This window comes from Thalassospira profundimaris WP0211 (assembly GCF_000300275.1).
Classification (GTDB): domain Bacteria; phylum Pseudomonadota; class Alphaproteobacteria; order Rhodospirillales; family Thalassospiraceae; genus Thalassospira; species Thalassospira profundimaris.
In genome coordinates, this window is sequence record NZ_AMRN01000010.1 from 1 (window position 1) to 22,518 (window position 22,518).

At 54.3% G+C, this 22,518-nt stretch carries 23 protein-coding genes and 1 pseudogene; 12 read left to right on the forward strand and 12 right to left on the reverse strand.

The window, feature by feature from the left end; translation table 11 throughout:
- The first annotated feature begins 706 nt into the window (after positions 1-706).
- Positions 707-1,879: a M23 family metallopeptidase gene (locus TH2_RS16860; RefSeq protein WP_008891648.1), complete on the forward strand. Its 1,173-nt coding sequence runs from the start codon at positions 707-709 to the stop codon at positions 1,877-1,879.
- Positions 1,880-2,058: 179 nt separating this feature from the next.
- On the opposite strand, the gene TH2_RS16865 is transcribed toward TH2_RS16860, so the two are convergent.
- Both TH2_RS16865 and cyaY read right to left on the reverse strand, forming a co-directional pair.
- Positions 2,059-3,855, reverse strand: a complete 1,797-nt coding sequence (locus tag TH2_RS16865; protein ID WP_008891649.1) for an ABC transporter transmembrane domain-containing protein — start codon at positions 3,853-3,855, stop codon at positions 2,059-2,061.
- A gap of 49 nt (positions 3,856-3,904) precedes the next feature.
- The gene (gene cyaY, locus TH2_RS16870; RefSeq protein ID WP_008891650.1) at positions 3,905-4,243 is read right to left on the reverse strand and encodes an iron donor protein CyaY; all 339 of its coding nucleotides are present in this window, start codon (positions 4,241-4,243) and stop codon (positions 3,905-3,907) included.
- 267 nt (positions 4,244-4,510) lie between these two features.
- Between cyaY and rpmE the strand changes: the two genes are divergently transcribed.
- Together rpmE and TH2_RS16880 are read left to right on the forward strand one after the other, a co-directional pair.
- Positions 4,511-4,735, forward strand: a complete 225-nt coding sequence (rpmE, locus tag TH2_RS16875; protein WP_008891651.1) for a 50S ribosomal protein L31 — start codon at positions 4,511-4,513, stop codon at positions 4,733-4,735.
- 256 nt (positions 4,736-4,991) lie between these two features.
- A complete protein-coding gene (locus tag TH2_RS16880; protein ID WP_008891652.1) occupies positions 4,992-6,815 on the forward strand; it encodes an adenylate/guanylate cyclase domain-containing protein in 1,824 nt (607 codons plus the stop codon).
- Between the two features lie 116 nt (positions 6,816-6,931).
- Here TH2_RS16880 and TH2_RS16885 read toward each other — a convergent pair whose 3' ends face one another.
- Both TH2_RS16885 and TH2_RS16890 read right to left on the reverse strand, forming a co-directional pair.
- Entirely contained in the window at positions 6,932-7,378 is a 447-nt protein-coding gene (locus tag TH2_RS16885; RefSeq protein WP_008891653.1) for a DUF1465 family protein, read from the reverse strand.
- Positions 7,379-7,868: 490 nt separating this feature from the next.
- Positions 7,869-8,063, reverse strand: a complete 195-nt coding sequence (locus TH2_RS16890; RefSeq protein ID WP_008891654.1) for a DUF1192 domain-containing protein — start codon at positions 8,061-8,063, stop codon at positions 7,869-7,871.
- Positions 8,064-8,152: 89 nt separating this feature from the next.
- Between TH2_RS16890 and TH2_RS16895 the strand changes: the two genes are divergently transcribed.
- The 3 genes from TH2_RS16895 (at position 8,153) to TH2_RS16905 (ending at position 11,117) form a co-directional block, all read left to right on the forward strand.
- Positions 8,153-9,160 (forward strand): NAD(P)H-quinone oxidoreductase, encoded by a 1,008-nt coding sequence (locus TH2_RS16895; RefSeq protein ID WP_238538726.1) that lies wholly within the window; start codon positions 8,153-8,155, stop codon positions 9,158-9,160.
- 300 nt (positions 9,161-9,460) lie between these two features.
- Positions 9,461-10,141, forward strand: coding sequence for a DUF1013 domain-containing protein (locus TH2_RS16900; protein WP_008891656.1), 681 nt, complete (start codon positions 9,461-9,463; stop codon positions 10,139-10,141).
- A gap of 166 nt (positions 10,142-10,307) precedes the next feature.
- Entirely contained in the window at positions 10,308-11,117 is an 810-nt protein-coding gene (locus TH2_RS16905) for a DeoR/GlpR family DNA-binding transcription regulator (protein WP_008891657.1), read from the forward strand.
- Here TH2_RS16905 and TH2_RS16910 read toward each other — a convergent pair.
- Together TH2_RS16910 and TH2_RS21970 are read right to left on the reverse strand one after the other, a co-directional pair.
- Positions 11,060-11,866, reverse strand: a complete 807-nt coding sequence (locus tag TH2_RS16910) for a LysR family transcriptional regulator substrate-binding protein (RefSeq protein WP_420794688.1) — start codon at positions 11,864-11,866, stop codon at positions 11,060-11,062. The two genes, TH2_RS16905 and TH2_RS16910, sit on opposite strands and share 58 nt — an antisense overlap.
- A pseudogene (locus TH2_RS21970) lies at positions 11,846-12,025 on the reverse strand (helix-turn-helix domain-containing protein); the annotation flags it as partial. The pseudogene TH2_RS21970 and the gene TH2_RS16910, both read right to left, overlap by 21 nt.
- Before the next feature lie 100 nt (positions 12,026-12,125).
- Here TH2_RS21970 and TH2_RS16915 point away from each other — a divergent pair.
- Positions 12,126-12,698 (forward strand): GNAT family N-acetyltransferase, encoded by a 573-nt coding sequence (locus tag TH2_RS16915; protein ID WP_008891659.1) that lies wholly within the window; start codon positions 12,126-12,128, stop codon positions 12,696-12,698.
- Between the two features lie 98 nt (positions 12,699-12,796).
- Here TH2_RS16915 and TH2_RS16920 read toward each other — a convergent pair whose 3' ends face one another.
- Together TH2_RS16920 and TH2_RS20800 are read right to left on the reverse strand one after the other, a co-directional pair.
- A complete protein-coding gene (locus tag TH2_RS16920) occupies positions 12,797-14,692 on the reverse strand; it encodes a propionyl-CoA synthetase (protein WP_008891660.1) in 1,896 nt (631 codons plus the stop codon).
- A 395-nt stretch (positions 14,693-15,087) separates the two neighbouring features.
- Entirely contained in the window at positions 15,088-15,252 is a 165-nt protein-coding gene (locus tag TH2_RS20800) for a YdcH family protein (RefSeq protein ID WP_008891661.1), read from the reverse strand.
- Positions 15,253-15,367: 115 nt separating this feature from the next.
- Here TH2_RS20800 and TH2_RS16925 point away from each other — a divergent pair, with 115 nt between their 5' ends.
- Positions 15,368-15,985, forward strand: a complete 618-nt coding sequence (locus TH2_RS16925; RefSeq protein ID WP_008891662.1) for a UbiX family flavin prenyltransferase — start codon at positions 15,368-15,370, stop codon at positions 15,983-15,985.
- A gap of 12 nt (positions 15,986-15,997) precedes the next feature.
- Here the strand turns inward: TH2_RS16925 and TH2_RS16930 are convergent, their stop codons facing one another.
- Together TH2_RS16930 and TH2_RS16935 are read right to left on the reverse strand one after the other, a co-directional pair.
- Positions 15,998-16,462: a TIGR02444 family protein gene (locus TH2_RS16930; RefSeq protein WP_008891663.1), complete on the reverse strand. Its 465-nt coding sequence runs from the start codon at positions 16,460-16,462 to the stop codon at positions 15,998-16,000.
- 28 nt (positions 16,463-16,490) lie between these two features.
- Positions 16,491-17,597 carry an ATP-dependent 6-phosphofructokinase gene (locus TH2_RS16935; protein WP_008891664.1) on the reverse strand — a complete coding sequence of 369 codons (1,107 nt, stop codon included), beginning with the start codon at positions 17,595-17,597 and terminating at the stop codon, positions 16,491-16,493.
- A 120-nt stretch (positions 17,598-17,717) separates the two neighbouring features.
- On the opposite strand from TH2_RS16935, the gene TH2_RS16940 reads away from it, so the two are divergent.
- Positions 17,718-17,924 (forward strand): YdcH family protein, encoded by a 207-nt coding sequence (locus TH2_RS16940; protein ID WP_008891665.1) that lies wholly within the window; start codon positions 17,718-17,720, stop codon positions 17,922-17,924.
- 48 nt (positions 17,925-17,972) lie between these two features.
- Here TH2_RS16940 and TH2_RS16945 read toward each other — a convergent pair whose 3' ends face one another.
- Positions 17,973-18,785 carry a GGDEF domain-containing protein gene (locus tag TH2_RS16945; protein ID WP_040824468.1) on the reverse strand — a complete coding sequence of 271 codons (813 nt, stop codon included), beginning with the start codon at positions 18,783-18,785 and terminating at the stop codon, positions 17,973-17,975.
- A 283-nt stretch (positions 18,786-19,068) separates the two neighbouring features.
- Here TH2_RS16945 and purE point away from each other — a divergent pair, with 283 nt between their 5' ends.
- From purE to TH2_RS16960, 3 genes are all read left to right on the forward strand, one after another.
- Positions 19,069-19,569, forward strand: coding sequence for a 5-(carboxyamino)imidazole ribonucleotide mutase (purE, locus tag TH2_RS16950; protein WP_008891667.1), 501 nt, complete (start codon positions 19,069-19,071; stop codon positions 19,567-19,569).
- Between the two features lie 103 nt (positions 19,570-19,672).
- Positions 19,673-20,758, forward strand: coding sequence for a 5-(carboxyamino)imidazole ribonucleotide synthase (locus TH2_RS16955; protein ID WP_008891668.1), 1,086 nt, complete (start codon positions 19,673-19,675; stop codon positions 20,756-20,758).
- 179 nt (positions 20,759-20,937) lie between these two features.
- The gene (locus TH2_RS16960) at positions 20,938-21,618 is read left to right on the forward strand and encodes a thermonuclease family protein (RefSeq protein WP_008891669.1); all 681 of its coding nucleotides are present in this window, start codon (positions 20,938-20,940) and stop codon (positions 21,616-21,618) included.
- Between the two features lie 73 nt (positions 21,619-21,691).
- Here TH2_RS16960 and TH2_RS16965 read toward each other — a convergent pair whose 3' ends face one another.
- On the reverse strand, positions 21,692-22,483 hold the full coding sequence (locus TH2_RS16965; RefSeq protein ID WP_008891670.1) for a Cthe_2314 family HEPN domain-containing protein: 792 nt from the start codon (positions 22,481-22,483) through the stop codon (positions 21,692-21,694).
- Between the last annotated feature and the right edge of the window lie 35 nt (positions 22,484-22,518).

The window sequence follows — 22,518 nt, forward strand, 5'->3', positions numbered from 1 at the left end:
ACCCCGTCGGTGGAGGCGGGTTATAGGGCCCACTCCCAAAACTGTCAAACCCTTTTTTGAGAAAAAACGTCAGAAAAAGACATTTTTGTAAAAAGGGCCAAAACTGGCCGGAACCGGGGGAATTCACCCTTCATCCCGTGGTTGAAAAACCGCGACTGAACATGGATCAGGCCGGTCGACATGCACGTCATTCCATATAGCCCATTTACCACATCAGAAGCCGTCGTTTGCCCACATCAAGAACAGCCAGAGAGCGGCACATATATATATGTCATATCGCGCGCCTGATCGGCGGCCCTGTGAACTGGATTTCATTTTGTTTTCGGCTGCCATGTTCTTGCCACTGTGGGCTGGCACATGATCGCCGCCCATCGTGACCAAGGCAGCAGGATTCCCTCAACGGTTCGTAAAGGAAATCGCGCCATTATGTCGGGACGGGTTCCACTTTTACCTGCGGCAATTCGCATTTCACATCGCCAAATCTTTTATGTATAAGGTTCTTGGCGATGTTGCCAACAAGAGCGACGGCCCGGGTGAACTGACAAATGGCTTTTAGGGGAGTTCTGCGGCAATGGCCGGAAGAGACTTGGTTTCTATTGCGAGCGTGATGGTAATTCTGGGGGGAACAACCGGATATCTGCTATCTGATCATTATTCGAACGCCTCGGATACTGCCCTGTCTGCCAGCGCTGCAGAGAGCTATGTTATGGGGGGTGACGCCGACGTCACAGAAACCGCCAGTATCCCCGATCTTGAACCACGCCGCGAAACGGTTGTCCTTGAAAAGGGCTCCAACCTGATGGCGACACTGACCGCCACAGGCCTTCAGCGGACATCTGCCTATAACGCGATCGAAGCCCTGCGCGATGTCTTCAACCCGCGCAAACTGCGTGCCGGTCAGGAATTCGACCTTGTTTATGCTGCGGACGCCCAGGACGATATCGAACTTTTGGACCAGATGAGCTTCCAGCCGGACCCGGAAACCATTGTTTCGGTTTCGCGCACTGATGACGGCTATCAGGCATCCTCGGACAAAATCGAACTGACGCCTTCGCGCAATGTTGCATCGGGCACGATCGAGCAAAGCCTGTTTCTGGCAGCGGAACGCAACGGTGTTCCGATTCCGGTTCTGATGGAACTGATCGAACTTTATTCCTATGAAGTTGACTTCCAGCGCGACATTCAGCCGGGCGACAGTTTTGAGATCATGTATCAGGAACTGAAAAATGATGCCGGTGAACGCGTACGGTATGGCGATGTGCTTTATGCCAGCATGACACTGAGCGGTCATGAGGTTCGGCTTTATTCCTATACCGACAGCAACGGCGAAACCGACTTCTATAATCAGAAGGGCGAATCTTATCGCCGCGCGCTGATGCGGACACCGATCAACGGCGCACGTCTGTCATCGGGTTATGGCAAACGCAAACACCCGATCCTTGGCTATACCAAAATGCATAAGGGGATCGACTTCGCAGCCCCGACCGGCACACCGATCTTTGCCGCCGGTAACGGCACGATTGCCAAGATTGGCCGCAATGGCGGTTATGGCAATTACATCCAGATCCGCCACAATGATTCCTATGCCACTGCCTATGCCCATATGAATGGCTTTGCCAAGGGCCTGAAGCAGGGGTCGAGGGTCAAACAGGGAGATATCATCGGCTATGTTGGCACAACTGGCCGCTCCACCGGTCCGCACCTGCATTACGAGATCCTGCAAAACAACGCACAGGTCAACCCGATCCGCGTGAAGATGCCGAGTGGCAAGACGCTTAAGGGTGACGAGCTTGATCGCTTCCTTGCAGATTCTGATGTGTTGCGCAAACAGTATGCTGAACTGTCAATCGGCAACCGCAAGATCGCCAGCGCCGAATAAGACCCCGATTGGTCCAAGATCAAAAACCCGCCCTTGTGGCGGGTTTTTTGTTTCTGCGACACCGAGACCGATGTCTGCGCTGTTGAAGCCTAGGCTCAGAGTTTTGGGTCGGGAGAATGTGGTAATAAAGAAAGCTTACAGTGGACACCCATACAGAACGCTTCGGCTTTGCCCTAATATCAGGCTGCGTCGCGTTCAAACTGCAGCTTGGCCAGGCGCCCGTAAAGCGGGGAGCTTTCAAGCAGTTCCTGATGCGTCCCGACTGCTACCAGCTTGCCATCATCAATCACGGCAATCCGGTCTGCATGCAGAACCGTTGCCAAACGATGCGCAATCACGATCGTGGTGCGCTCTTTCATGATGGTTTCAAGTGCCTTTTGAACAACCTGTTCACTTTCGGCATCCAGCGCACTGGTGGCCTCATCCAGAAGCAGGATGGCAGGATTGCGCAGGATCGCGCGCGCAATCGCAATGCGTTGCCGCTGACCGCCCGACAGGCGCACACCCTTTTCACCCAGGAAGGTATTAAAGCCATCCGGCAACCGATCGAGGAACTCGCTGGCATGCGCAGCGTCGGCAGCGGCACGCACATCGGCATCACTTGCCCCCGGACGGCCATAGCGGATGTTGTCCCATGCACTGGCAGCAAAGATCACCGGATCCTGTGCAACAAGACCAATGCGTTCGCGTACTGCGACCGGATCGGCCGTCTTGATGTCGATCCCGTCAACTTTGATCACACCGCTTGCCGGATCATAGAAGCGCAGCAGTAGTTGGAACACGGTGGTCTTGCCTGCCCCCGAAGGGCCAACAAGTGCAACCGTTTCGCCCGGCTTGACCGACAGGCTAAGCCCCTCAAGGGCCGAGCGGTCCGGACGGGCAGGATAATGGAAGGTGACGTTTTCGAAACTGACATGCCCCTGATGGGGTACCGGCAACGCGACTGGGTTTCCCGGGGCCTTGATTTTGGGTTCCGTCGACAGCAACGCAACAAGGCGTTCCGCTGCACCGGCCGCACGTTGCAAATCACCGATCACTTCACTGATGGCGCCAACGGAACCGGCAACCACCACCGCATAGAAGACAAAGGCCGAAAGTTCCCCCGCCGAGATCGCGCCATCAAGCACATCATGCCCACCAATCCACAGGATGGTGCCAACAGCACCAAACACCATGACGATAACAATCGCAGTCAGAAGGGCGCGGGCAGAAATACGCGCAACCGCTGTTCTGAAGGCCCCTTCGACATGGCCGCTGAAACGCTGGCTTTCGATTTCTTCGTGGGTATACGCCTGCACCGTGCGCAGCGCATTGAGGGTTTCTTCGGAAAAGGCGCTGACGTCGGCAACCCGATCCTGGGACTCGCGCGACAAACGCCGCACGCGCCGACCGTATCCGACAATCGGAATGACCACCAACGGCACCACCAGCAAAACAAGGGCTGTGAGCTTGGGACTGGTGATGGCCAACATCGTCAGTCCCCCGACGAACATCAGGGCATTGCGAAGGGCGATCGAGACGCTTGAGCCAATGACGGCCTGAAGCAATGTGGTGTCGGTCGTCAGACGCGAAAGGACTTCACCGGTTCTTGTGACCTCAAAGAAGGCAGAGTCCAGTCGGATGATATGGCGGTATACGGCGGAACGGATATCGGCAACCACACGTTCCCCGATCCAGGAAACCAGGAAGAAGCGCATATAGCTTGCGCCCGCAAGCAACAGGGTTACTGCAAACAGAACGAACAATGCCCGATCCAGCAGCGAGCCGTCACCTTCGGCAAAGCCTTCGTCAACCAGCATGCGCAGGCCATTGCCAAGCGCAAGTACGGTGCCAGACGCGGTCACCAGTGCGATCAGCGCGCCGAACAGCTGCAAACGGTATTTTGTGACGAACGGGACAATGGCACGGAGCGACGAGAGGTTCCGGCTGGTTTCACGATCGGTAAGTTTTGCAGAAGAAGTCGGTGTACGCGCCAAGGCACTTTATTCCGTATGCAGTGGTAACCACGCGGCCGATATAAAGAGATCAGCCAAGATCAAGCTTGTTCCCGGTTTTGACAGCGAGATCAGCCGAAAGCTGATCATGGAGCGTGGTCGAGCCGCGGGTCGAGGTCCAGGTTTCGTTGTCTTCATCAAAGTCATAGTGGCTTGCCCCACTGACCGGCGAAGAAAGCCAGACCTGACGGTTCGGACCATGCTTGTTGATGATGAATTGCTCGCCCGAATCGAGTTCGATGGTCAGGATGCCGGACTGCAGATCAACATCAAGGTCATCGCCCAAGACATCATCAATAACATCAGACAGCGTTTCGATGGTTTCGTCTGCAAGCTGATGGAAGCGGGTTTCCTCAAGGGCCACAGTCATATTCTCCGTCTATCATCGGGGTCCAATCCCCCGGCAAGGCGACAATCAATTGTTGGCGCACCATACTATATAAAGTGGCCTGTGCAAGTATGCATAAGCACGGGTGCGAGAAAAGCTTGAAACATGGGTCAACCACTGTTAAACGACCGCCTGATCGCTACTGCACTCCCCTCATTTGGCGTTAATCGGATAATTACCGGTTACAGGGGTTGCGCGAGCCGATTTTTTACACTATACACCGCGCTTCAAATTCCGGAGTGATAGGCGATGAAAAAAGATATCCATCCCGATTACCATGAGATCACCGTTCAGATGACTGACGGCAGCACCTTCACCACGCAGTCGACCTGGGGCAATCCGGGCGATGTGTTGAAGCTCGACATCGATCCGAAAAGCCACCCGGCTTGGACTGGTGTTCACCGTCTTCTGGACAGCGGCGGGCAGCTTGCTAAGTTCAAAAAGCGCTTCGCTGGTTTCAATATCGGCAACTAAGCAAAGAACACGCTTCTGTGTTCTGTGGGATCAGCGCCCGTCGCATCTTCTTGATGCCGCGGGCGTTTTTCTTTGTCTAAACCCTGAATTTGCATAGCTGCCGACGGTAAAAAGCTATGGTTGGAACAACTCTCGGCTGTTACCCAGCATATCTGATGGTGATTTCGGCTTTTTTTTGCCATAATCCCATTCGTTAGGATAAGGCGGCACCGATTCTGCTGCCCTGTTCTGCTTGCACGCATGATCAGGCTCTTAGATGAATCAAGTGACAGCACGTAACCAGGTTAGCTATGAGGTCTATGTTAAAGACCGTTCAGGCCGGTGGCAGATCCACGGTCACTTTACTGGTGCGCAAAGAAAGCAGGCAGAAGAAGAAGCCAAACAGATCGAGCGCGCAAATCACGTGTCAGGCGTGAAAGTCATTCGCGAGGTTTACGACCACGCAACCAACAGCTCTGACGAATATGTGATTTATGAGACGCGCGGTCAGGGCAGACTGGAAAACACCAACCCGCAGGCAAAACCAAAGCGGTCAGCCCCGCCCAAGGCCGATCCCCAGCGTCTTGCCCCCGCCCCAATGATGCCAAAGGCAGATACATCTGCCGACAAACCCAACGATGCGGCACCTGCGAGCGAAAAGAAACCCGCAGCTGTTCGCCCAAGTGCATCGGTTGCAGAAAGCCAGACCCTTATTGGTCTTGGCCTTAAGATGATGGTCGCCTTCTGTGTTGCGATTGCGGTTGGCCTTGCCACCATGTTGCTTGCTGCCAAGGGGCTTGAATTCCTGCCGGGGATGGGGCTCAAGATCAGTCAGGGCTTTTATGACAAGGCCAACTTCCTGTCCTTCACCGTTGGTTTTTTGGCCAGCGTCGTACCGATGCTGATGGCGCTGACCAAAAAGTTCAAGGGACGTGCCCGCAGATCTTCGATGGCGTCTTTTCGTTCGACAGGTTCCAAAACGGCCCGCACTGGTAATCGCACGGGCAACACACAGGGATCTGGTTCGGATGTGCGCCGCAAGTCAGCCGCAGAAATGGCGGCCGAAATGGCCCGTGAGGATGGTGACACGGACGTAGAGGTCGCAGAAGACGCGCAGGACGACACACCGGCAGAGGCCACACCGGAGCCGATTGACGATACGCCCGAAAAACCGTTGGTCGAAACACGCGAAATGCGGGCGACACGCGAACAGATGCGCGACTTCATCACCGGATCGATCGAAGCCATTCAGCGTAAAGTGACGTCCCTTGATGCCTATCACAAGTTTGGCGTTAACCTTTATGTCGCCGGGGCCTGTGATGCATGCAGTGAAAAACATGCCCTTGATCAAAAGGACGGGCGCGTCATTTTGCGGGATTGCATTTCGGCGATGGGCGCAAACAAAAGCATGGCCGAGACTTTCTGCAAGAATGTCGACGACTATATTCTTGAGCCGAAATACAAGGATATGTATGGCGCGGGCCGCCAGTCGATGGACGCCTATATCAAAGATGAAAAGAGCATCACGTCATCGGTTGCCAAAGCAATCAATGACTGGAGCGACAAACCGGCTGCTGGCCCACAAGGTGCCGGTGGCAAAAAGCTTCATGCCCTAATGTTTACCGACATCGTCAATTCCACGGCCAAGACCCAGGAACTGGGGGATCATGGCGCGCAGCAGATGGTGCATATTCATAACCAGATCGTGCGCACGGCCCTGATCAACAATTATGGCAAGGAAGTCAAACATATGGGCGACGGCATCATGGCCGTGTTCCCGTCCTCGGCGAGTTCGGTAGAGGCCGCCATTGAAATCCAGAAAAACATGGCATCCCACAATGCCAGCCAGGATCTGAAATTCCAGATCCGCATCGGCATCAATGCCGGCGAGGCCATTGCCGAGGAAAACGACCTGTTTGGCAGTGTGGTCCAGCTTGCTGCACGTGTCTGTGCGCAAGCAGGCGGTGACGAAACACTGGTTTCGGAAAACGTCAAGAATACCTATAGCGGCAGTCGGGCAAGCTTTGTCTCGCAAGGCACACGTCAGATGAAGGGCTTTGCCGACCCGATTGAGGTCTTCCAGGTTCAAGCCCGAAGCTGAGCTTTACCCCATCCTCTGCATCCCGTGATCACCAGAATGCGCTATGCGCCGTTATCAACCAACCGCGCCGCAACCAGTCCTGGGCAAAAACAATGTTCGGGTAAGGCTGCAGTCTATTAGCCGTTGCAGCGCGCGGCGACCTGCAATTCCATACGGGCGGTACGCATGTAAAGTGAATGCGCGCGCCCCATCAGGTCCAGAAGTCCGGGCGAGAGGAAACCATATTCCTCGTGCGGGTTGACCGTACAGACCCGAAGATCGACCATCAGATCATCAATATCGACAGCCTCATCCCAAGGGATTTCCCCCGCTTCAACAGCACGCACGGCAAGAAGCCACGCCATTGCCCGTATCAATCGCGTGGTCATGCGCATCTCTTCGACGCATTGTGCAACGGCTTCGCGACTGCCCTGTTTCTTGCTTTGGCCACGATGGGCGGAAAGGTAATTCCGTGCCTCTATCAGCAGTGTAAAGGCTTCATCGTAGGTACGCGAAAAATGAACAACCGAGAAATTGCTTTGATACGACGCCGCCTTTGACGTCGGGGGATGCTCGTGAGTCATCCTGAATATATTGGGAAGGTTTTGAGCGGCTTCAAGACGGGGATTGCGCAAATAGAAAGACCGCCCACTTTCGGGGCGGTCTCACCTCAACCTGCTAAACTTGCCGGACTTTTTTTGGTTTTGTTTTTGTTGTGTGCGAACTTTAGCCAGCGCTTAAGAGGCGGTCAAGGCTATTCATGGCACAAATGTGACAATACGTATTAACCCGTACCTTTTTGCAGATCAATACGCAAAAACAGATGCGCACTGCCTTATTTGGCAAGCCACTAAGTCGCTAAAAATCAATCACAAAGAAAAAGAACCGCCCAAAAAAGGGCGGCTCAGTTTAACAGGGAGGCATCGAAACATCACGTTCGACAAGAGAGCCATCAGATGACCCTCTATTCCACATATAAGACGGCAAGTTTAATTTTCAATTAACCGCAGGTTTAAAAAAATCATCCTCACGTCTAGTAATCGAACATGCCGCGCCGAAGCATCCAGATGGGGGTCAGCTCTTGAACAATGCTTCTGCACCCTCGGTCACACCTTTGCGGTGTGCGAGCGTCTCATCCACATGTTTAATTTCACGCTCCAGCGCGGCGCGATAGTCTTTGAGACTGGTAACCGACATTCCTTCAAGATTGCGCGGCAAGCCAAATTCACCCGATTTGAGAACAGCAAACTCTTCTTCGTCCACAATCATCCTCCATTATTCCCTGTCAGGTCAGGGGCATTGAATTTCCTTCATGTCCTAGATAGGTATAAAACGCAGTTTTCGCCAACGAGGTCCCGATGTCCAATCCAGAATTTCCCAGAAAGATGAAAGCCGTCGAGATCACGAAAGACACCGACACCCCTGCCCTTGTGCTGGGTGATGTCGTGGTGCCGGACCATGGCCCGGATGATGTCTTGGTGCGGGTTGTAGCAAGTGGGGTGAATAGACCGGACCTGATGCAAGTTGCCGGCATGTATCCGCCCCCGCCCGGTGCGTCAGAAATCCCGGGGCTTGAATTGTCGGGCGAAATTGTTGCTGTTGGATCAAACGTCACCGACTGGAAATGCGGGGATAAGGTTTGCGCACTGGTAACCGGCGGCGGCTATGCCCAATATGCCGCAGTGCCAGCGGCGCAATGCCTGCCGGTGCCCAAAGGCATGTCGATGATAGCCGCCGCCGGAGTGCCCGAAACCTTTTTCACGGTCTGGCATAACGTCTTTGACAAAGCTGATTTGAAGGCGGGCGAGACATTTCTGGTGCATGGTGGCACATCGGGGATCGGCACCACCGCCATCCAGCTTGCCAAGGCATTTGGCGCCAAGGTGATTGCCACCGCCGGAACGGACGAAAAATGTCAGGCATGCCGTGACTTGGGGGCAGATGTCGCGATCAACTACAAGACCCAGGACTTTGTCGAAGAGGTCAAAGCCGCAACCGATGGAAAAGGCGCAGATGTTATTCTGGATATGGTCGCAGGCGACTATGTCAGTCGGAATTTCAAGGCAGCTGCATTTGAAGCCCGCATTCTGATCATTGCCTTTTTGCGCGGACCCAAGGCGGAAACCAACTTTACCCCGCTGTTGCTCAAACGTCTGACGCTGATGGGATCAACCCTGCGTGCGCAGCCGGTTGCCAACAAAGGCGCAATTGCCACTTCGTTGCGCGAAAAAGTCTGGCCGCTTCTGGAATCCGGTCAAGTTGCGCCCGTGATTTACAAGACCTTCCCGCTTGAACAGGCATCGGAGGCACATGCCACATTGAAGGGTGGCGCACACATCGGAAAAGTGATACTGGAAGTCGACTGATCGCGTATGGACGAAGGTCTGATAAGTTTTATCTGACCGATCCAAGGCAACATTGCTATGCTTGCGGTCCTGAAAGAAATATTCTTTTCAGAACACCGCAACAGATTGTTGCATTTACCCGCACATTGATCGAAAAGAACGCAATGGCGGATCCGATGATGCGCAGCAACCCCCGCGGTTGACCTTGCTGCATTGCCGGACCACCTAAAGAGATTATATTCTGGGGCAGACATTCCCGCGCTTTTTGGGCCTTATACCCATCGCCGGTCTCCAGAGAGAAAGAAGGAAACAGGAGGAAATATGGCACAGCCCCTCATGCCCAAAGCAACCGCTGTATGGCTTATCGACAATACCGGCTTGTCGTTCCGGCAGATTGCTGCCTTTACCGAACTCCATGAGCTTGAAATTCAGGCCATCGCAGACGGCGACGTCGGCCAAGGTATCGTTGGCCTCGATCCGGTTGCCAATGGTCAGCTGACCAAAGAAGAAATCGCGCGTTGCGAAAAAGACCCGCGCGAATTCCTGAAAATGGCGAAATCCGACCTGCCGCGCCCGCGCGCGCAGTCGAAGGGTGCACGCTATACTCCGGTTTCCAAACGCCAGGACCGCCCGAATGCAATTGCATGGCTTCTCAAACACCATCCGGAACTTTCCGATGCGCAGGTTTGCAAGCTGATCGGCACCACCAAGGACACCATCGGCAAGATCCGTGATCGTTCGCACTGGAACTCGGCCAACCTGACACCGCGCAACCCGGTCACCATGGGCCTTTGCACCGAGCTTGACCTTGAAAAACAGGTCGTGATTGCCCGTTCGAAGAACCCGGAAAAGATCGCCAAGGATGTCGAGCCGGATCCGCTGCCCGAAGAACTGCAGATCAATCCGGAACCGGATTATCCGGGCAAGAAAAAGGACGAGAAGAAAGACGAGCCGAAAACTTCCGATTACATGGAAGCGGCCGAAAACCTCTTCAAATCCTGATCGAATTTTAAAGGCCGCCCGTTGGGCGGCCTTTTTCGTTGGGGTTTACGCCCTGCTTGCGTAAGGTTTGTTTCACAGTATTGCCGCGAAACGGTAACGCAACCGACATGGTCGCGACATACCATTCGGCTGCTTTTCAAATGAACAACACCGAAGACACGTTTCCATGCAAAAACGCCCAACCGAACGCCAGGCAGGTATTGTCGAACTTGTCCGTGCTGATGGCTTTCGCACCATCGAACAACTTGCAGAACGCTTTGACGTTACCCCGCAAACCATCCGGCGCGACGTGAATGCGTTGTGTGATGAGGGCCTGCTACGCCGTCGCCACGGCGGTGTTGAACCCGCCCTTGAGCATGAAAACATCGCCTATCGGGCGCGCAAGGTTCTGAACGTCAATGACAAGCGCAAGATCGCGGCCCTGGTGGCGCGCGAAATTCCCAACGGGGCGTCGCTGTTCTTTTCGATTGGCACCACCCCGGAACTTGTCGCCAACGCGCTGTTGCAACATCGCGATCTTCGGATTTTCACCAACAACCTGAATGTCGCCTATGTCGCGGCCACCAATGACAGCTTTGAGGTGACCCTGATTGGTGGGCGTCTGCGCAACCGTGACCGCGATGTCCTGGGTCCCGAGGTCGAGGCGTTCTTTAACAGCTACAAGGTTGATTACGGCATCTTTGGCGTCGGCGGAATTGATCCGGATGGCAGCCTTCTTGATTTCGATGAACAGGAAGTCCGCGCCCGATCTGCCATCCTGAAAAATGCCCGGAAATCCTATCTGGTTGCCGATCACACTAAGTTTGGCCGCAACGCCGTTGTACGCGGCGGCTCCATCCGCGATGTCAGCGCATTCTTCATCGATTGCCCGCCCCCGGATCATATCGCCGAAATGATCACGACGGCTGGTGTGGCGCTTCACGCGCCGGAGCCGGATGCGGATTTTCCAACCTTCTTCATTTCTGAGGAAGACTGACCGGTTTGCGGATCAGTTTTGCGCCTGTCAGCAGCTGCTTTCAGGCTATTGCAGACAGCCTGTAGCCCCGGCGTCAGAGTTTTATCGCGACGCATGATCAGCGCCAGTTCGCGCACGAGTGGCGGTGACAACGGGCGGGTGTTGATGGGAAACTGGGTTCGATCTGGTCTTGCGCCCATTTCGGGCAGGATCGTCGCACCGATGCCTGCCCCGACAAGTTCCCTGATCGCCTCCACACTGCCGAGTTCCATGACCGAACGGCCATTAACCCCGGATTTGCGCAACCAATCATCGACCAATGTGCGCGTCAATCCGCCGCGTTCATAAAGCACCAATGGCATCGCTTCCAGATCGGCAGGGCGAATAACATCCCCGACATCGGCATCCGCGTGAAAGATTGCGACAAACGGATCGGTCATGATCGGCGTTACCGAAAGGCTCCGCCCACTGCATGGCATGGTCACAAGGCCGATATCGAGCTTTTTATCCTCAATCGCACGAACGATGTCGCCAGCATTGCCAGTACGAACCATGATTTCGAGTTTTGGGAAGCTGCGTTGAAGCTTTTCAAGAATTGCCGGCAGGAAATAGATACAGGCGGTTGCCCCGGTTCCGATCCGCACGCGACCGGCTGCACCACTTGAAAATCCGGCCACTGCATCCTCGGCGGCGCGCACGGATGCATCAATGTCGCTGATATGGGCCAAAAGGGCCAACCCCGCCGGTGTGGCTTCGGCACGTTTGCCCACGCGTTCAATCAATTTGACACCCATGCGGGTTTCAAGCTGACGCACCTGCTGGCTGATGGCAGGCTGACTGAGATTAAGCTTATCGGCTGCGGCCGAAAAACTTCCCAGTGCCACAACATCGGCAAGGGCATGAAGCTGATCAAGGTTAAGTGCACGCATACCAAACTTTTCCTTATGCTGTGCATAATTTATCAAAGCTAAACTTATGCTGCATTTGGGCGTAATGTCAGCTCAAACATCATCATGCCGGATAAAAAACATGCCTTCGAACACCGCTACCAAAGACGATGCCACAGCCCTGTTACCAAACATCACCATCCGCGACGCCGGACTTGAAGACATCCCGGCCATCACGGCGATTTATCGCCACCATGTTCTGCATGGCACGGCATCGTTTGAGGAAACCGCACCTGCCGAGGCCGAAATTGCCAATCGGTTCGCCGCCATTCGCGATAAAGGCCTGCCCTATCTTGTTGCCGTGCGCAGCAATACTATTGTTGGCTACTGTTATGCTGGCACCTATCGCCCGCGCACGGCCTATCGCCATACGGTCGAAAATTCGATCTACGTGGCCCATGATTGTGTTGGCCAGGGTGTTGGCAGCCTTCTGATGGCGGCCCTGATTAAACGGTGTGAAGAGGGTCCGTGGCGCCAAATGGTTGCCGTGATCGGGGATAGTGCGAACAAGGCATCGATCAGCCTGCATCAACGCCATGGCTTTGAAATGGTCGGTACGTTTAAAAAGGTCGGCTACAAGTTTGACCGCTGGCTTGATTCGGTCCTGATGCAACGGCCACTTGGCGACGACAGCCCGATCATTCCCAAAACTTGATCCTTCAAAAAAGCACCCGCTTTTGAAAGCAAAAGCGGGTGCAAGGATGCTCCGTTAAGTTGGGAGCGGGAGTTTGCATCTGTGATGGGCGGGTCTATCTATTTTGCATAACCGATTTCTTTGAGGACCTCGGCGATTTCGGGAAGAATTGCCGGATCATCAATCGTTGCCGGGGTGTTATAGCTTTCACCATCAGCGATAGAACGCATGGTCTTGCGCAGGATCTTGCCCGATCGGGTCTTGGGCAGGCGTTCGACCACAGTCGCTTTCTTGAATGCTGCCACCGGGCCAATCTGATCGCGGACCATGGCAACGACTTCGGCCAAGATCGCGTCGTGCGGTCGGGTGACCCCGGACTTCAACACGATAAAGCCCAGCGGCAATTGCCCCTTAAGATCATCATGCACACCAATGACCGCGCATTCGGCAACATCTGGATGGCTTGAAAGCACTTCTTCCATCCCCCCGGTCGACAGGCGATGCCCGGCAACATTGATTATGTCGTCAGTGCGCGACATGACGTAGATGTAGCCATCTTCGTCAATAAAACCGGCATCCCCCGTGGCATAAAAGCCCGGAAACTCTTCAAGATAGGATGACTTGAACCGGTCATCATTCTGCCAAAGGGTTGGAAGCGTCCCCGGTGGCAGCGGCAATTTGGCGGCAAGCGCACCAATCTGACCGCGTTCAAGCGGTTTTCCAGCCTCGTCCAGAACCTGTACATCCCAACCGCAGGCTGCCACCGTTGGCGAGCCGTACTTGATCGGAAGCAATTCAATCCCGCGCGGGTTGGCACAGATCGACCAGCCAGTTTCGGTCTGCCACCAGTGATCAATCACCGGCACACCAAGGCTGTTTTCCGCCCATTGCAGGGTATCGGGGTCCGAACGTTCACCCGCCAGATACAGCGCCTTAAGGCTGCCAAGGTCATAGTTGGCCATGTGTGCGGCCTTGGGATCGTCGCGTTTGATCGCACGGAACGCGGTTGGTGCCGTAAACAGCACCTTGACCTTGTGCTGGGAAATGACCCGCCAGAACGCACCGGCATCCGGCGTTCCGACCGGTTTGCCTTCATACATCACCGTCGTGCACCCGGCCAGAAGCGGCGCGTAAACGATATAAGAATGGCCAACCACCCACCCAACGTCGGACGCCGCCCAGTAAACGTCACCGGCATCGACATCATAGATGTTCTTCATCGACCAGTTGAGGGCCACCATATGCCCGCCATTGTCGCGGACAACGCCCTTGGGCTGGCCCGTCGTGCCGGACGTATAAAGGATATAAAGCGGATCGGTGGCATCAACCGGGACACAGTCAGACGGTGCGGCCTTGGCACATTCGACTTCCCAGTCGTAATCACGGCCATCCATCAGCAACGCATCGCTTTGTGGCCGCTGGAACAGAATGACGCTTTCGGGTTTGTGATCCGCCATGGCGATGGCTTTATCCAGCAGCGGTTTATATTCAATGACGCGCGATCCTTCGATGCCGCAGCTTGCAGTCAGGATCAGTTTTGGCTTTGCATCATTGATGCGGGTCGCCAGTTCGTTGGATGCAAAACCACCAAACACAACAGAATGGATTGCGCCGATCCGCGCACAGGCCAGCATGGCCATCGCGGCCTGCGGGATCATCGGCATATAGATGATCACCCGATCACCCTTGGTCACCCCGCGCGCATGCAGCGCCCCGGCAAGGCGGGCGACATCATCACGCAAATGGGAATAGGTGAATGTCTGAACCGTGTTGGTGACCGGGCTGTCATAAATCAGGGCTGCCTGATCACCACGACCGTTTTCGATGTGACGATCCAGTGCGTTATAGCAAGTATTGACCTTGCCACCGGCAAACCAGCGGTAAAACGGCGCGTTACTGTCATCGAGAACGCGATCCCATTTCTTGTACCAGGAAATGTTTTCAGCAGCTTCTGCCCAAAAGCCTTCCTTGTCGGCGATCGAACGTTCGTAGATTTCCTGATAGCGACCGGTCATTGGTGAAATACCCTCCCGCGGCGTTTGGTCTGGCGTCGAATTCGGACGCATGCGGAGCTATATGCTCGCAAATCGGCATCATAATACCGATTTAATTTGCACATACCCCTTAGACATTGGTAGCGCCCTGTAATCCTTGGTTTCTGCGGATTACAATTACTCAAAACAGACACGCGATTGATCCCCTCCGTCAGGGATTTCGTATCTGTTTGCAGCGATATGATGAATGTGGGAAGTTGCCCGTGATTTTGAAGTGCAGACATAAAGTTGCCGCCTCAAGCGTGGGCGTTAAGATGAGGCGGCAAAAGCAAGAGTTAGGAAATCTTTGAGGTCGTCAAACCGTTCGCATGGGGGATCGCGTGTTCTTGATCACGCGTTTGGCCATGCCACAACGGCTAATGGGTTATTCGGTTTATCTCGTCCTTGATTTCAAGCTTGCGGCGTTTAATGTCTGCAACAACGGAATCGTTGGGCGCCGGGCGGCGCGTCTCGAGGTGGAGTTCCTGCTCTAGTGCAGCATGTTTGGCAGTTAGAGCTTCGATATGGCTTTGAACGCTCATTCGCCTACTCCTTATATCTGACATTGCCCACAACAAGATGGTATTAATTTCGTAACATGATTTCCAGTGTTTCGATCAGAAACGTGAACAAGAACACAGCCCGGCAAGGATTGGCATGACGCAAAAAGATCGACTTATCATTGGCATAACTGGCGCATCGGGTGTGATTTACGGCATACGTTTTTTACAGTTGCTGAAAAATACGCCAATCGAGACTCATCTGGTTCTTTCCAAAGCAGCCGAGCGCACCATCGCCTATGAGACCGATTTTAAAATCCGCGAAATCAAGGAGATGGCTGACGTTGCCCATGACAATGCCGACATCGGTGCATCGATTGCGTCGGGTTCCTTTCGCGCCCGCGGTATGATCATTGCCCCCTGCTCGATGAAGTCTCTGGCCGAGGTCGCAAGCGGAGTCGCAGATAATCTGATCGCGCGTGCCGCCGATGTGATCCTTAAGGAGCGCAAGCGTCTTGTCCTGATGGCGCGCGAAACACCGCTTCATGCCGGCCATATCCGCAACATGGCGCTGGCGACAGAAAACGGCGCAATCATTGCCCCGCCGGTCCCGGCATTCTATGCCCGGCCGCAATCCCTTGATGAAATGGTGACACAAAGCTGCGGACGCATTCTTGATCTGTTTGAGATTGATCTGCCCGAAACCGCCCGCTGGGGCGATACCGAGGCCGCCAATCCAATCCCGGTCACCGGCAAACCCAAAACAGGCGCATAGAATAACCGCGCGCTAGGCGATCCCCATCATCCGCGTCAGGTCGCCAAGCGCCCTGTCACAGGCCTGCTGATCCAACGCGAACCGGTTGGGTGATAAATAGGCGTGGGCGGCGGCCATCGGATCATCACTGGGCACGGTTTCAACCGCTTCGCACAGGATGTGCTGCTCGATGCGTTCGGCCTGCAATTCGTCTGACTTGACCTTCTGGCGTAATTCCTGTGCGCTGGCGCGCGGATCATCGCGCAGGTGTCGCCGTGTCTGGCGCAGTGGCTTGATCACGTTTTCGCGCCAGTCGCGTACAGATGCCTCAAGTGCTGAAATGCTTAGCGGTGCCAATCCCTTCTGGCCCAGAAAGAACATGAAAAGCAGCATATTCACATCAAGGTCACAGCGTTCCTGAAGATCAAGGCACAGCTTGGCGACGCCATCGCGACCGTACATCGCGACCGTAAAGGCCCAGACTTCTTCCTGATCCATTCCCAACCTGCTGTGTTTTTATTGGATATCAAACGGTTTTGGCCGTTTTGGCAACTTTCGGCGGATGTCCCATATAGGCGCCAAGCCCCTTGGCGGTCGAGACCATCGTGCCTTGGGTATCAACAAGCCGCGGGCCGACAATAACATCTTCCATCGCAACATCGACGACTTTGCGTTGTTGCCAGGCGCAGACACGGTCAAATTTCCTTTCTGCGATCAAGTCCACCGCATGCACCCCAAAGGCCGAAGCAATCACACGGTCACGCGGTGACGGTGTGCCACCGCGCTGAACATGCCCCAACACCGTGACACGGGTTTCCCAGCCGGTGCGTGCGCCCAGTTCATCGGCAAGCCAATGGCCGATGCCGCCATAGCGGACTTTTTGGCCGTCATCGCCAAGGGTTACCGCCGATCCGTCATCACGTTTGACCGCCTCGGCAACGATCACCAGCGCATGGTTGCGGCCGCTTTTGCGGATATTGAGGCAATGCTGGCTAAGCTCATCCAGGTCATAATCCATTTCCGGGATCAGGATGACGTCCGCGCCGCCCGCAACCCCGGCAAACAGGGCAATATGCCCGGCATCACGGCCCATGACCTCAAGGATCATGATCCGTTCATGGGATGCCGCGGTTGGTTGCAAACGATCAAGGGCGTCGGTTGCGACATTCACCGCCGTGGTAAAGCCGATGGAATATTCCGTCTGGGCAAGGTCGTTATCAACCGTCTTGGGGATACCTACCAGATTGATGCCGCCCATCTTGGCCAAACGATGCAGGATCGCCATGCTGCCATCGCCGCCAATGCCAATCAGGGCATCAAGGCCAAGCTTGTGATAGCCTTCAATGACTTCGCTTGATCGGTCGGCAAAGCTGCCATCAGGCATCGGATAATGGAACGGATCGCCCTTGTTCACAGTGCCAAGGATCGTACCGCCAAGGCGCAACAACCCGTCACTATTGACCTGATCATTAAGGTCAATGGCATGGGGCGGGTCCTGCATCAGGCCATGGGTTCCCTGACGAATACCGACAACATCCCAGCCATAGCCAAGAACCGCACGGCGGACCACCGCAAGAATAACCGCGTTCAATCCGGCGCAATCACCGCCACTGGTCAAAACTCCGATGCGCATTTGTTTCCTTCCCGATCGTGGCAAATTTGTTTTACAGGGTGGTACAAATCATATGGGTTGCCAACATGATATCTGGTATTATCACTGTCCCCTCGCATTGGTTATTAAGCTGGATCAAAAATGGACGAAATCAATCAGATCGAGATTGAAAAGAGACTTCTTTCGCTCCGCGAGGAACACCGTGATCTGGACGTCGCCATCGAACAAATGGTTCAGGCCCCCCATCATGATCAACTGCGTCTTGGCCGCATGAAAAAACGCAAATTGGCCTTAAAGGACGAAATCCTTTATATCGAGTCGCAGCTGGTCCCAGACATTATCGCCTGATTTACCAGCGGCCACGTCAAAATCTGCCTGATGTAAAATGGGAAGTAATCAGATGCCCTGCGGAATGCGATCCAGCCGGGCCAGATACATTTCCTTGTGTGCACGCAGGGCCGCATCTGTCGCCTTCAGGGCCGAGGCCGGTGTATCACCGCTTTGCGCGTGATAAAGCCCGAATACCGGCACAACCGGGATTGGTTTGCCCTTGTGGGTATAGGGATGTTGATCAAGCCATCTTGTGATGGCGTCAACGCGTTGCCAGACATCTTCCTCGTCAACATTGTACATCAGGGCGGCAAAGTCATTGCAGCCGAGATATCCCAAATGATGCGGCGCCATGATGAAATCGGCCATGATGCGCCGGACATAGTTAAACAGGCCGTCTTTGCAGTCCTGCCCGTGAAGTTGCAGGATATCGTCAAGATTGGCCAACTCGCACATCAACACCATGCGGCTTGTCCGGTCCGCGCCAACCAGTGACATTTCGTTTTCAAGGATCTGCATGAAGGCCGGCCTGCTGATCGCGCCGGTAAAGGGATCGCGGCCCTCATTGCGGGCAAGATGGGCCTGGCGTTGCTTCAGTTCATTGAGATTTTCGGTCAGGCCGTTGATGCGCACCATCAGGCGACCAATCGCCTGTTCTACCGCAGGTGTAACCTGTTGATCCGGAATACCCAGAACGTTTGCGATATCGGGGGTGTGATAGGGTGTCTTGTCGACCGGATCAGGTATGGCGTCGGTGTCGATATCAACCTGATGGTCCTGATTTGGCGCACGACGACGGCCCGCATCCTTGCCATATGCAAGAATCCCGTAAGGGCTTGATGGATATCGTCCATCCCCGCCCCCCATAGAGGGTGTCATTGATCCTGGTCTTGTGACTTTCATGTCTGACCTTCGCGTGCTACCTGCACAGTTATATAAGGCAATGGTAAATAATAGATCAAAAACGCAATTAATTCACCAATATTTTCAATCCTGAGTGACATTGGCTGCGATTTGCCATTACTTCATGGATTTCTTAATAAGGTCAGCATCATATACAAGGCTTTTCCCGATAAGACAATCCCGCAAGCAAGCTTGCATGATAGAACTTGCTGCATATAATGCGGGCCTTCATGAAACCGCCCGAAACGGAGCCGCCACTATGAGCGATCAAACCCCGGTCATCGGCATTATCATGGGAAGCCAGTCAGACTGGGAAACCATGAAAAATGCAGCAGATGTCCTTGATGCGTTGAACGTCGCGTACGAGACCAAGATCGTCTCCGCCCATCGCACGCCTGATCGCCTGTATGACTATGCCAAAACGGCAAAGTCGCGCGGCCTTAAGGTCATCATCGCCGGTGCCGGTGGTGCGGCCCACCTTCCGGGCATGGCTGCGGCCATGACCCCGCTTCCGGTTCTGGGTGTTCCGGTTCAAAGCCGTACCCTTAAGGGCCTTGATAGCCTGCTTTCCATCGTTCAGATGCCGGGCGGCGTTCCGGTCGGCACCCTTGCCATCGGTTCTGCCGGTGCCAAGAATGCTGGCCTGATGGCGGCCGAAATCATGGCCCTTATGGATGATGGCCTTGCCGCCCGCCTTGATGACTGGCGCGCAGCCCAGACCGCATCGGTCGCAGACGAGCCGGTCGACCCGGCACCCTGATATCCTGATCTGAAAAAGGCGCCCCCGACGGGGCGCGTTTTTGTTTGATTGCACCAGATTTGACGATTGCCCGACAGATGGGCGAGTTTTGATCGAGGAATACATGACGGATTTCGACACGCGCATCATCGCCCCGGGCAGCATCATTGGCATTATGGGCAACGGTCAGCTTGGCCGCATGGCTGCCTTCTGTGCGGCGGAGCTTGGCTATAAGGTCCATGTGTTTGGCCCCGGTGCCGACAGCCCGACCGAACAGGTCTGCGCCAAGGCAACTGTTGCCGATTACAGCGACCTTGATGCCCTGCGCGCCTTTGCCGAGGATGTCGATGTGGTGACGTTTGAATTTGAAAACGTCCCGCATGACAGCGTCAAACTGCTGGCCGATCTTGTGCCGGTCCGTCCGGGCTGGAAATGCCTGCACATTTCGCAAAACCGCCTGCGCGAAAAGACCTTCTGCAATGATCATGGCATTGGCACCGCGCCGTTTGAGGCGGTCCGATCCCTTGCCGATCTTGGGGCCGCCGTTGCCAAGCTTGGCCGTCCGTCGGTTCTGAAAACAACTGAACTGGGTTATGACGGCAAGGGGCAAGTCAAGATCGCTGCTGATACCGACCTTGCCGAAGCCTGGTCTGAAATGGGCGGGGCCGAGGCCATCCTTGAAGGCTTCATCTCGTTCGAGCGCGAGATTTCCGTCATTGTTGCCCGTGGCGTTAAAGGCGACACCGCCTGTTTCTGCCCGGTCGAGAACGTGCACACCAATCACATCCTTGATGTCACCGTTGCCCCGGCTGAAATCGCAGACGACCTTTCGAAAAAGGCCGAAGACATCGCGATCAAGCTGGTCAGCGCGATGGAATTTGTCGGGCTTCTGGCGGTTGAAATGTTTGTCACCTCTGAAGGCGACATTCTGGTCAATGAAGTCGCGCCGCGTCCGCACAATTCCGGTCACTGGACGATTGATGCCTGCATCACCAGCCAGTTCGAACAGTTCATCCGGGCTGTTTGCGGCCTGCCGCTGGGCGATCCGGCCCATCATTCCAAGGCCCGCATGAAGAACCTTCTGGGTGACGACATCAATGACTGGCAGGCAATTTTGACCGAGCCGAATGCCAAACTGCATCTCTATGGCAAGGCCGAAGCAAAGCCTGGACGCAAGATGGGCCATGTGACCTGGGTTCTGCCGAAATAAGGCAAACTTGAACACCGACCAAAACAACAAGAAGCCCCGGATGCCAAGTGTCTCCGGGGCTTTTTCGTATGTGATTCATAACGTTACACAAAACATCACTCGACTGGCATTTTATGCCCAGTTGATTGGCATCCGGTTTGCTGTTGAAGGGGCAGGAAACTCTTAACGGATGACATGTGATGAAAAAACTTCTGATCATTCTTTCACTGACCCTTGGCCTGATCGCTGTTGAAAGCCGCACGAACCAAGCCACGGCCACACCGGGTGCCGCAGGCTTCCCGGATGTGATCGAAGGCGACAAGCTGCGCTTTGGCAATCTGATTGTCGAACTGTTTGGCATTCGCGCGCCAAAACCCGGCATGATCTGCCGGGCCGGATCGGTCGAATTCCAGTGTGGTGCGGCGGCGGCTCAGGCGCTTGATCGCATCATTGAAAACTATGCGATCAAATGTCAGCAGGTCTCGGACGTGCAACTGTTCCCGATGCTGACCGAATGCCAGATGGGTCAGGTCGATCTGAACCGCCTGATCCTGCGCGCCGGGTGGGCGATGGTCGATATGGTCAGCTGCGACACCCATCCGAGCTGCAGCACCTATTTGCGTGATCAGCAGTTCGCCAAGGACAACAAAAAGGGCATCTGGATGGGCACCCCGCCGTCCGAACTGGTCGCCCTTGCTGCCAAGCCGCCAAAATATGACCTTCAGGAAGCCGATGACGCCAACGCGCTTAAGACCCTGATTGAGGATGAGCTTGAACCACAGCGCCCGGAAAATCCGATCGAGATTGATCTGGCATCTGAAATGGAAGAAGCCAACAAACCCGACATGACGCTTTTAAGTTTCCTGACAAACACCTTCTGATCAGGACACACCAAAGCTTTCGTGAGAGAGTTCCTACTAAATCACCAAACGTTGGAGAATTTGGATCAGAACCTTAAATACGATGTCTTTTAGACAGCTTTAGATAGCCGTAGCCAGTTTCGGGATCATTAAACTTCTTGTGGAAGCGGTCCTCAAACTCAGGTTCGATCATCTCGTAGATGCATTTCAGTAAACCTTGAACTTTGTTGCACGATTTATTGAACTCTGTTTGCATTTCCGAGAGCCCCTCTCTCATATATCGAGAGGTATCAATTTTTATACCATTACGGTCAACGCCAGTAATTTTATTACCATGATGTTCATGAAAACTCACATCACGAAATGCTTGACTGTCTGAAGAGATGCCTCTTTCGAAGCCATGATGAAAACGTTGATTTCTCTCTGTGCGCAGCTCTTCGGGGGCACTCTGTAAATCGGCCAGAATCTGACATACCTCTTCCGGTATATCAGCCTTGAATAACTTCTGGACTGTACATTTTCTGGCCGGCAAACCTGTTTCATATACTTCGTTTACAAGCAATGCTGCGCAGTCAGATAGAGACGTTATCCTCATTAAAAATGAATCTGCCGAGAAGTTTATCCATTCAAACTTTGAGACTGGTAATCGTCCTTGGATAAACTCCTCTGAAAGCCAGAACAAGTCACCTACGCTGTTGAGGGACTCCACCCGAGTGACTAAGCTTCCAACCCGTCCTTGAACATTGAATACGTATAAGCAGTCAGGATACTTCGACAACTCCTCGTACGTATCGAAGTAGCCAACACAGATTCCCAAGTCATAAACCCGACCAACAAAGCTATGACCGTCTGAACTGAGATAGCATCTGTCGTTTTTTTCAGGCACCCCAGACCTCTTCAGCCTTATTGGGTTAACGCAAA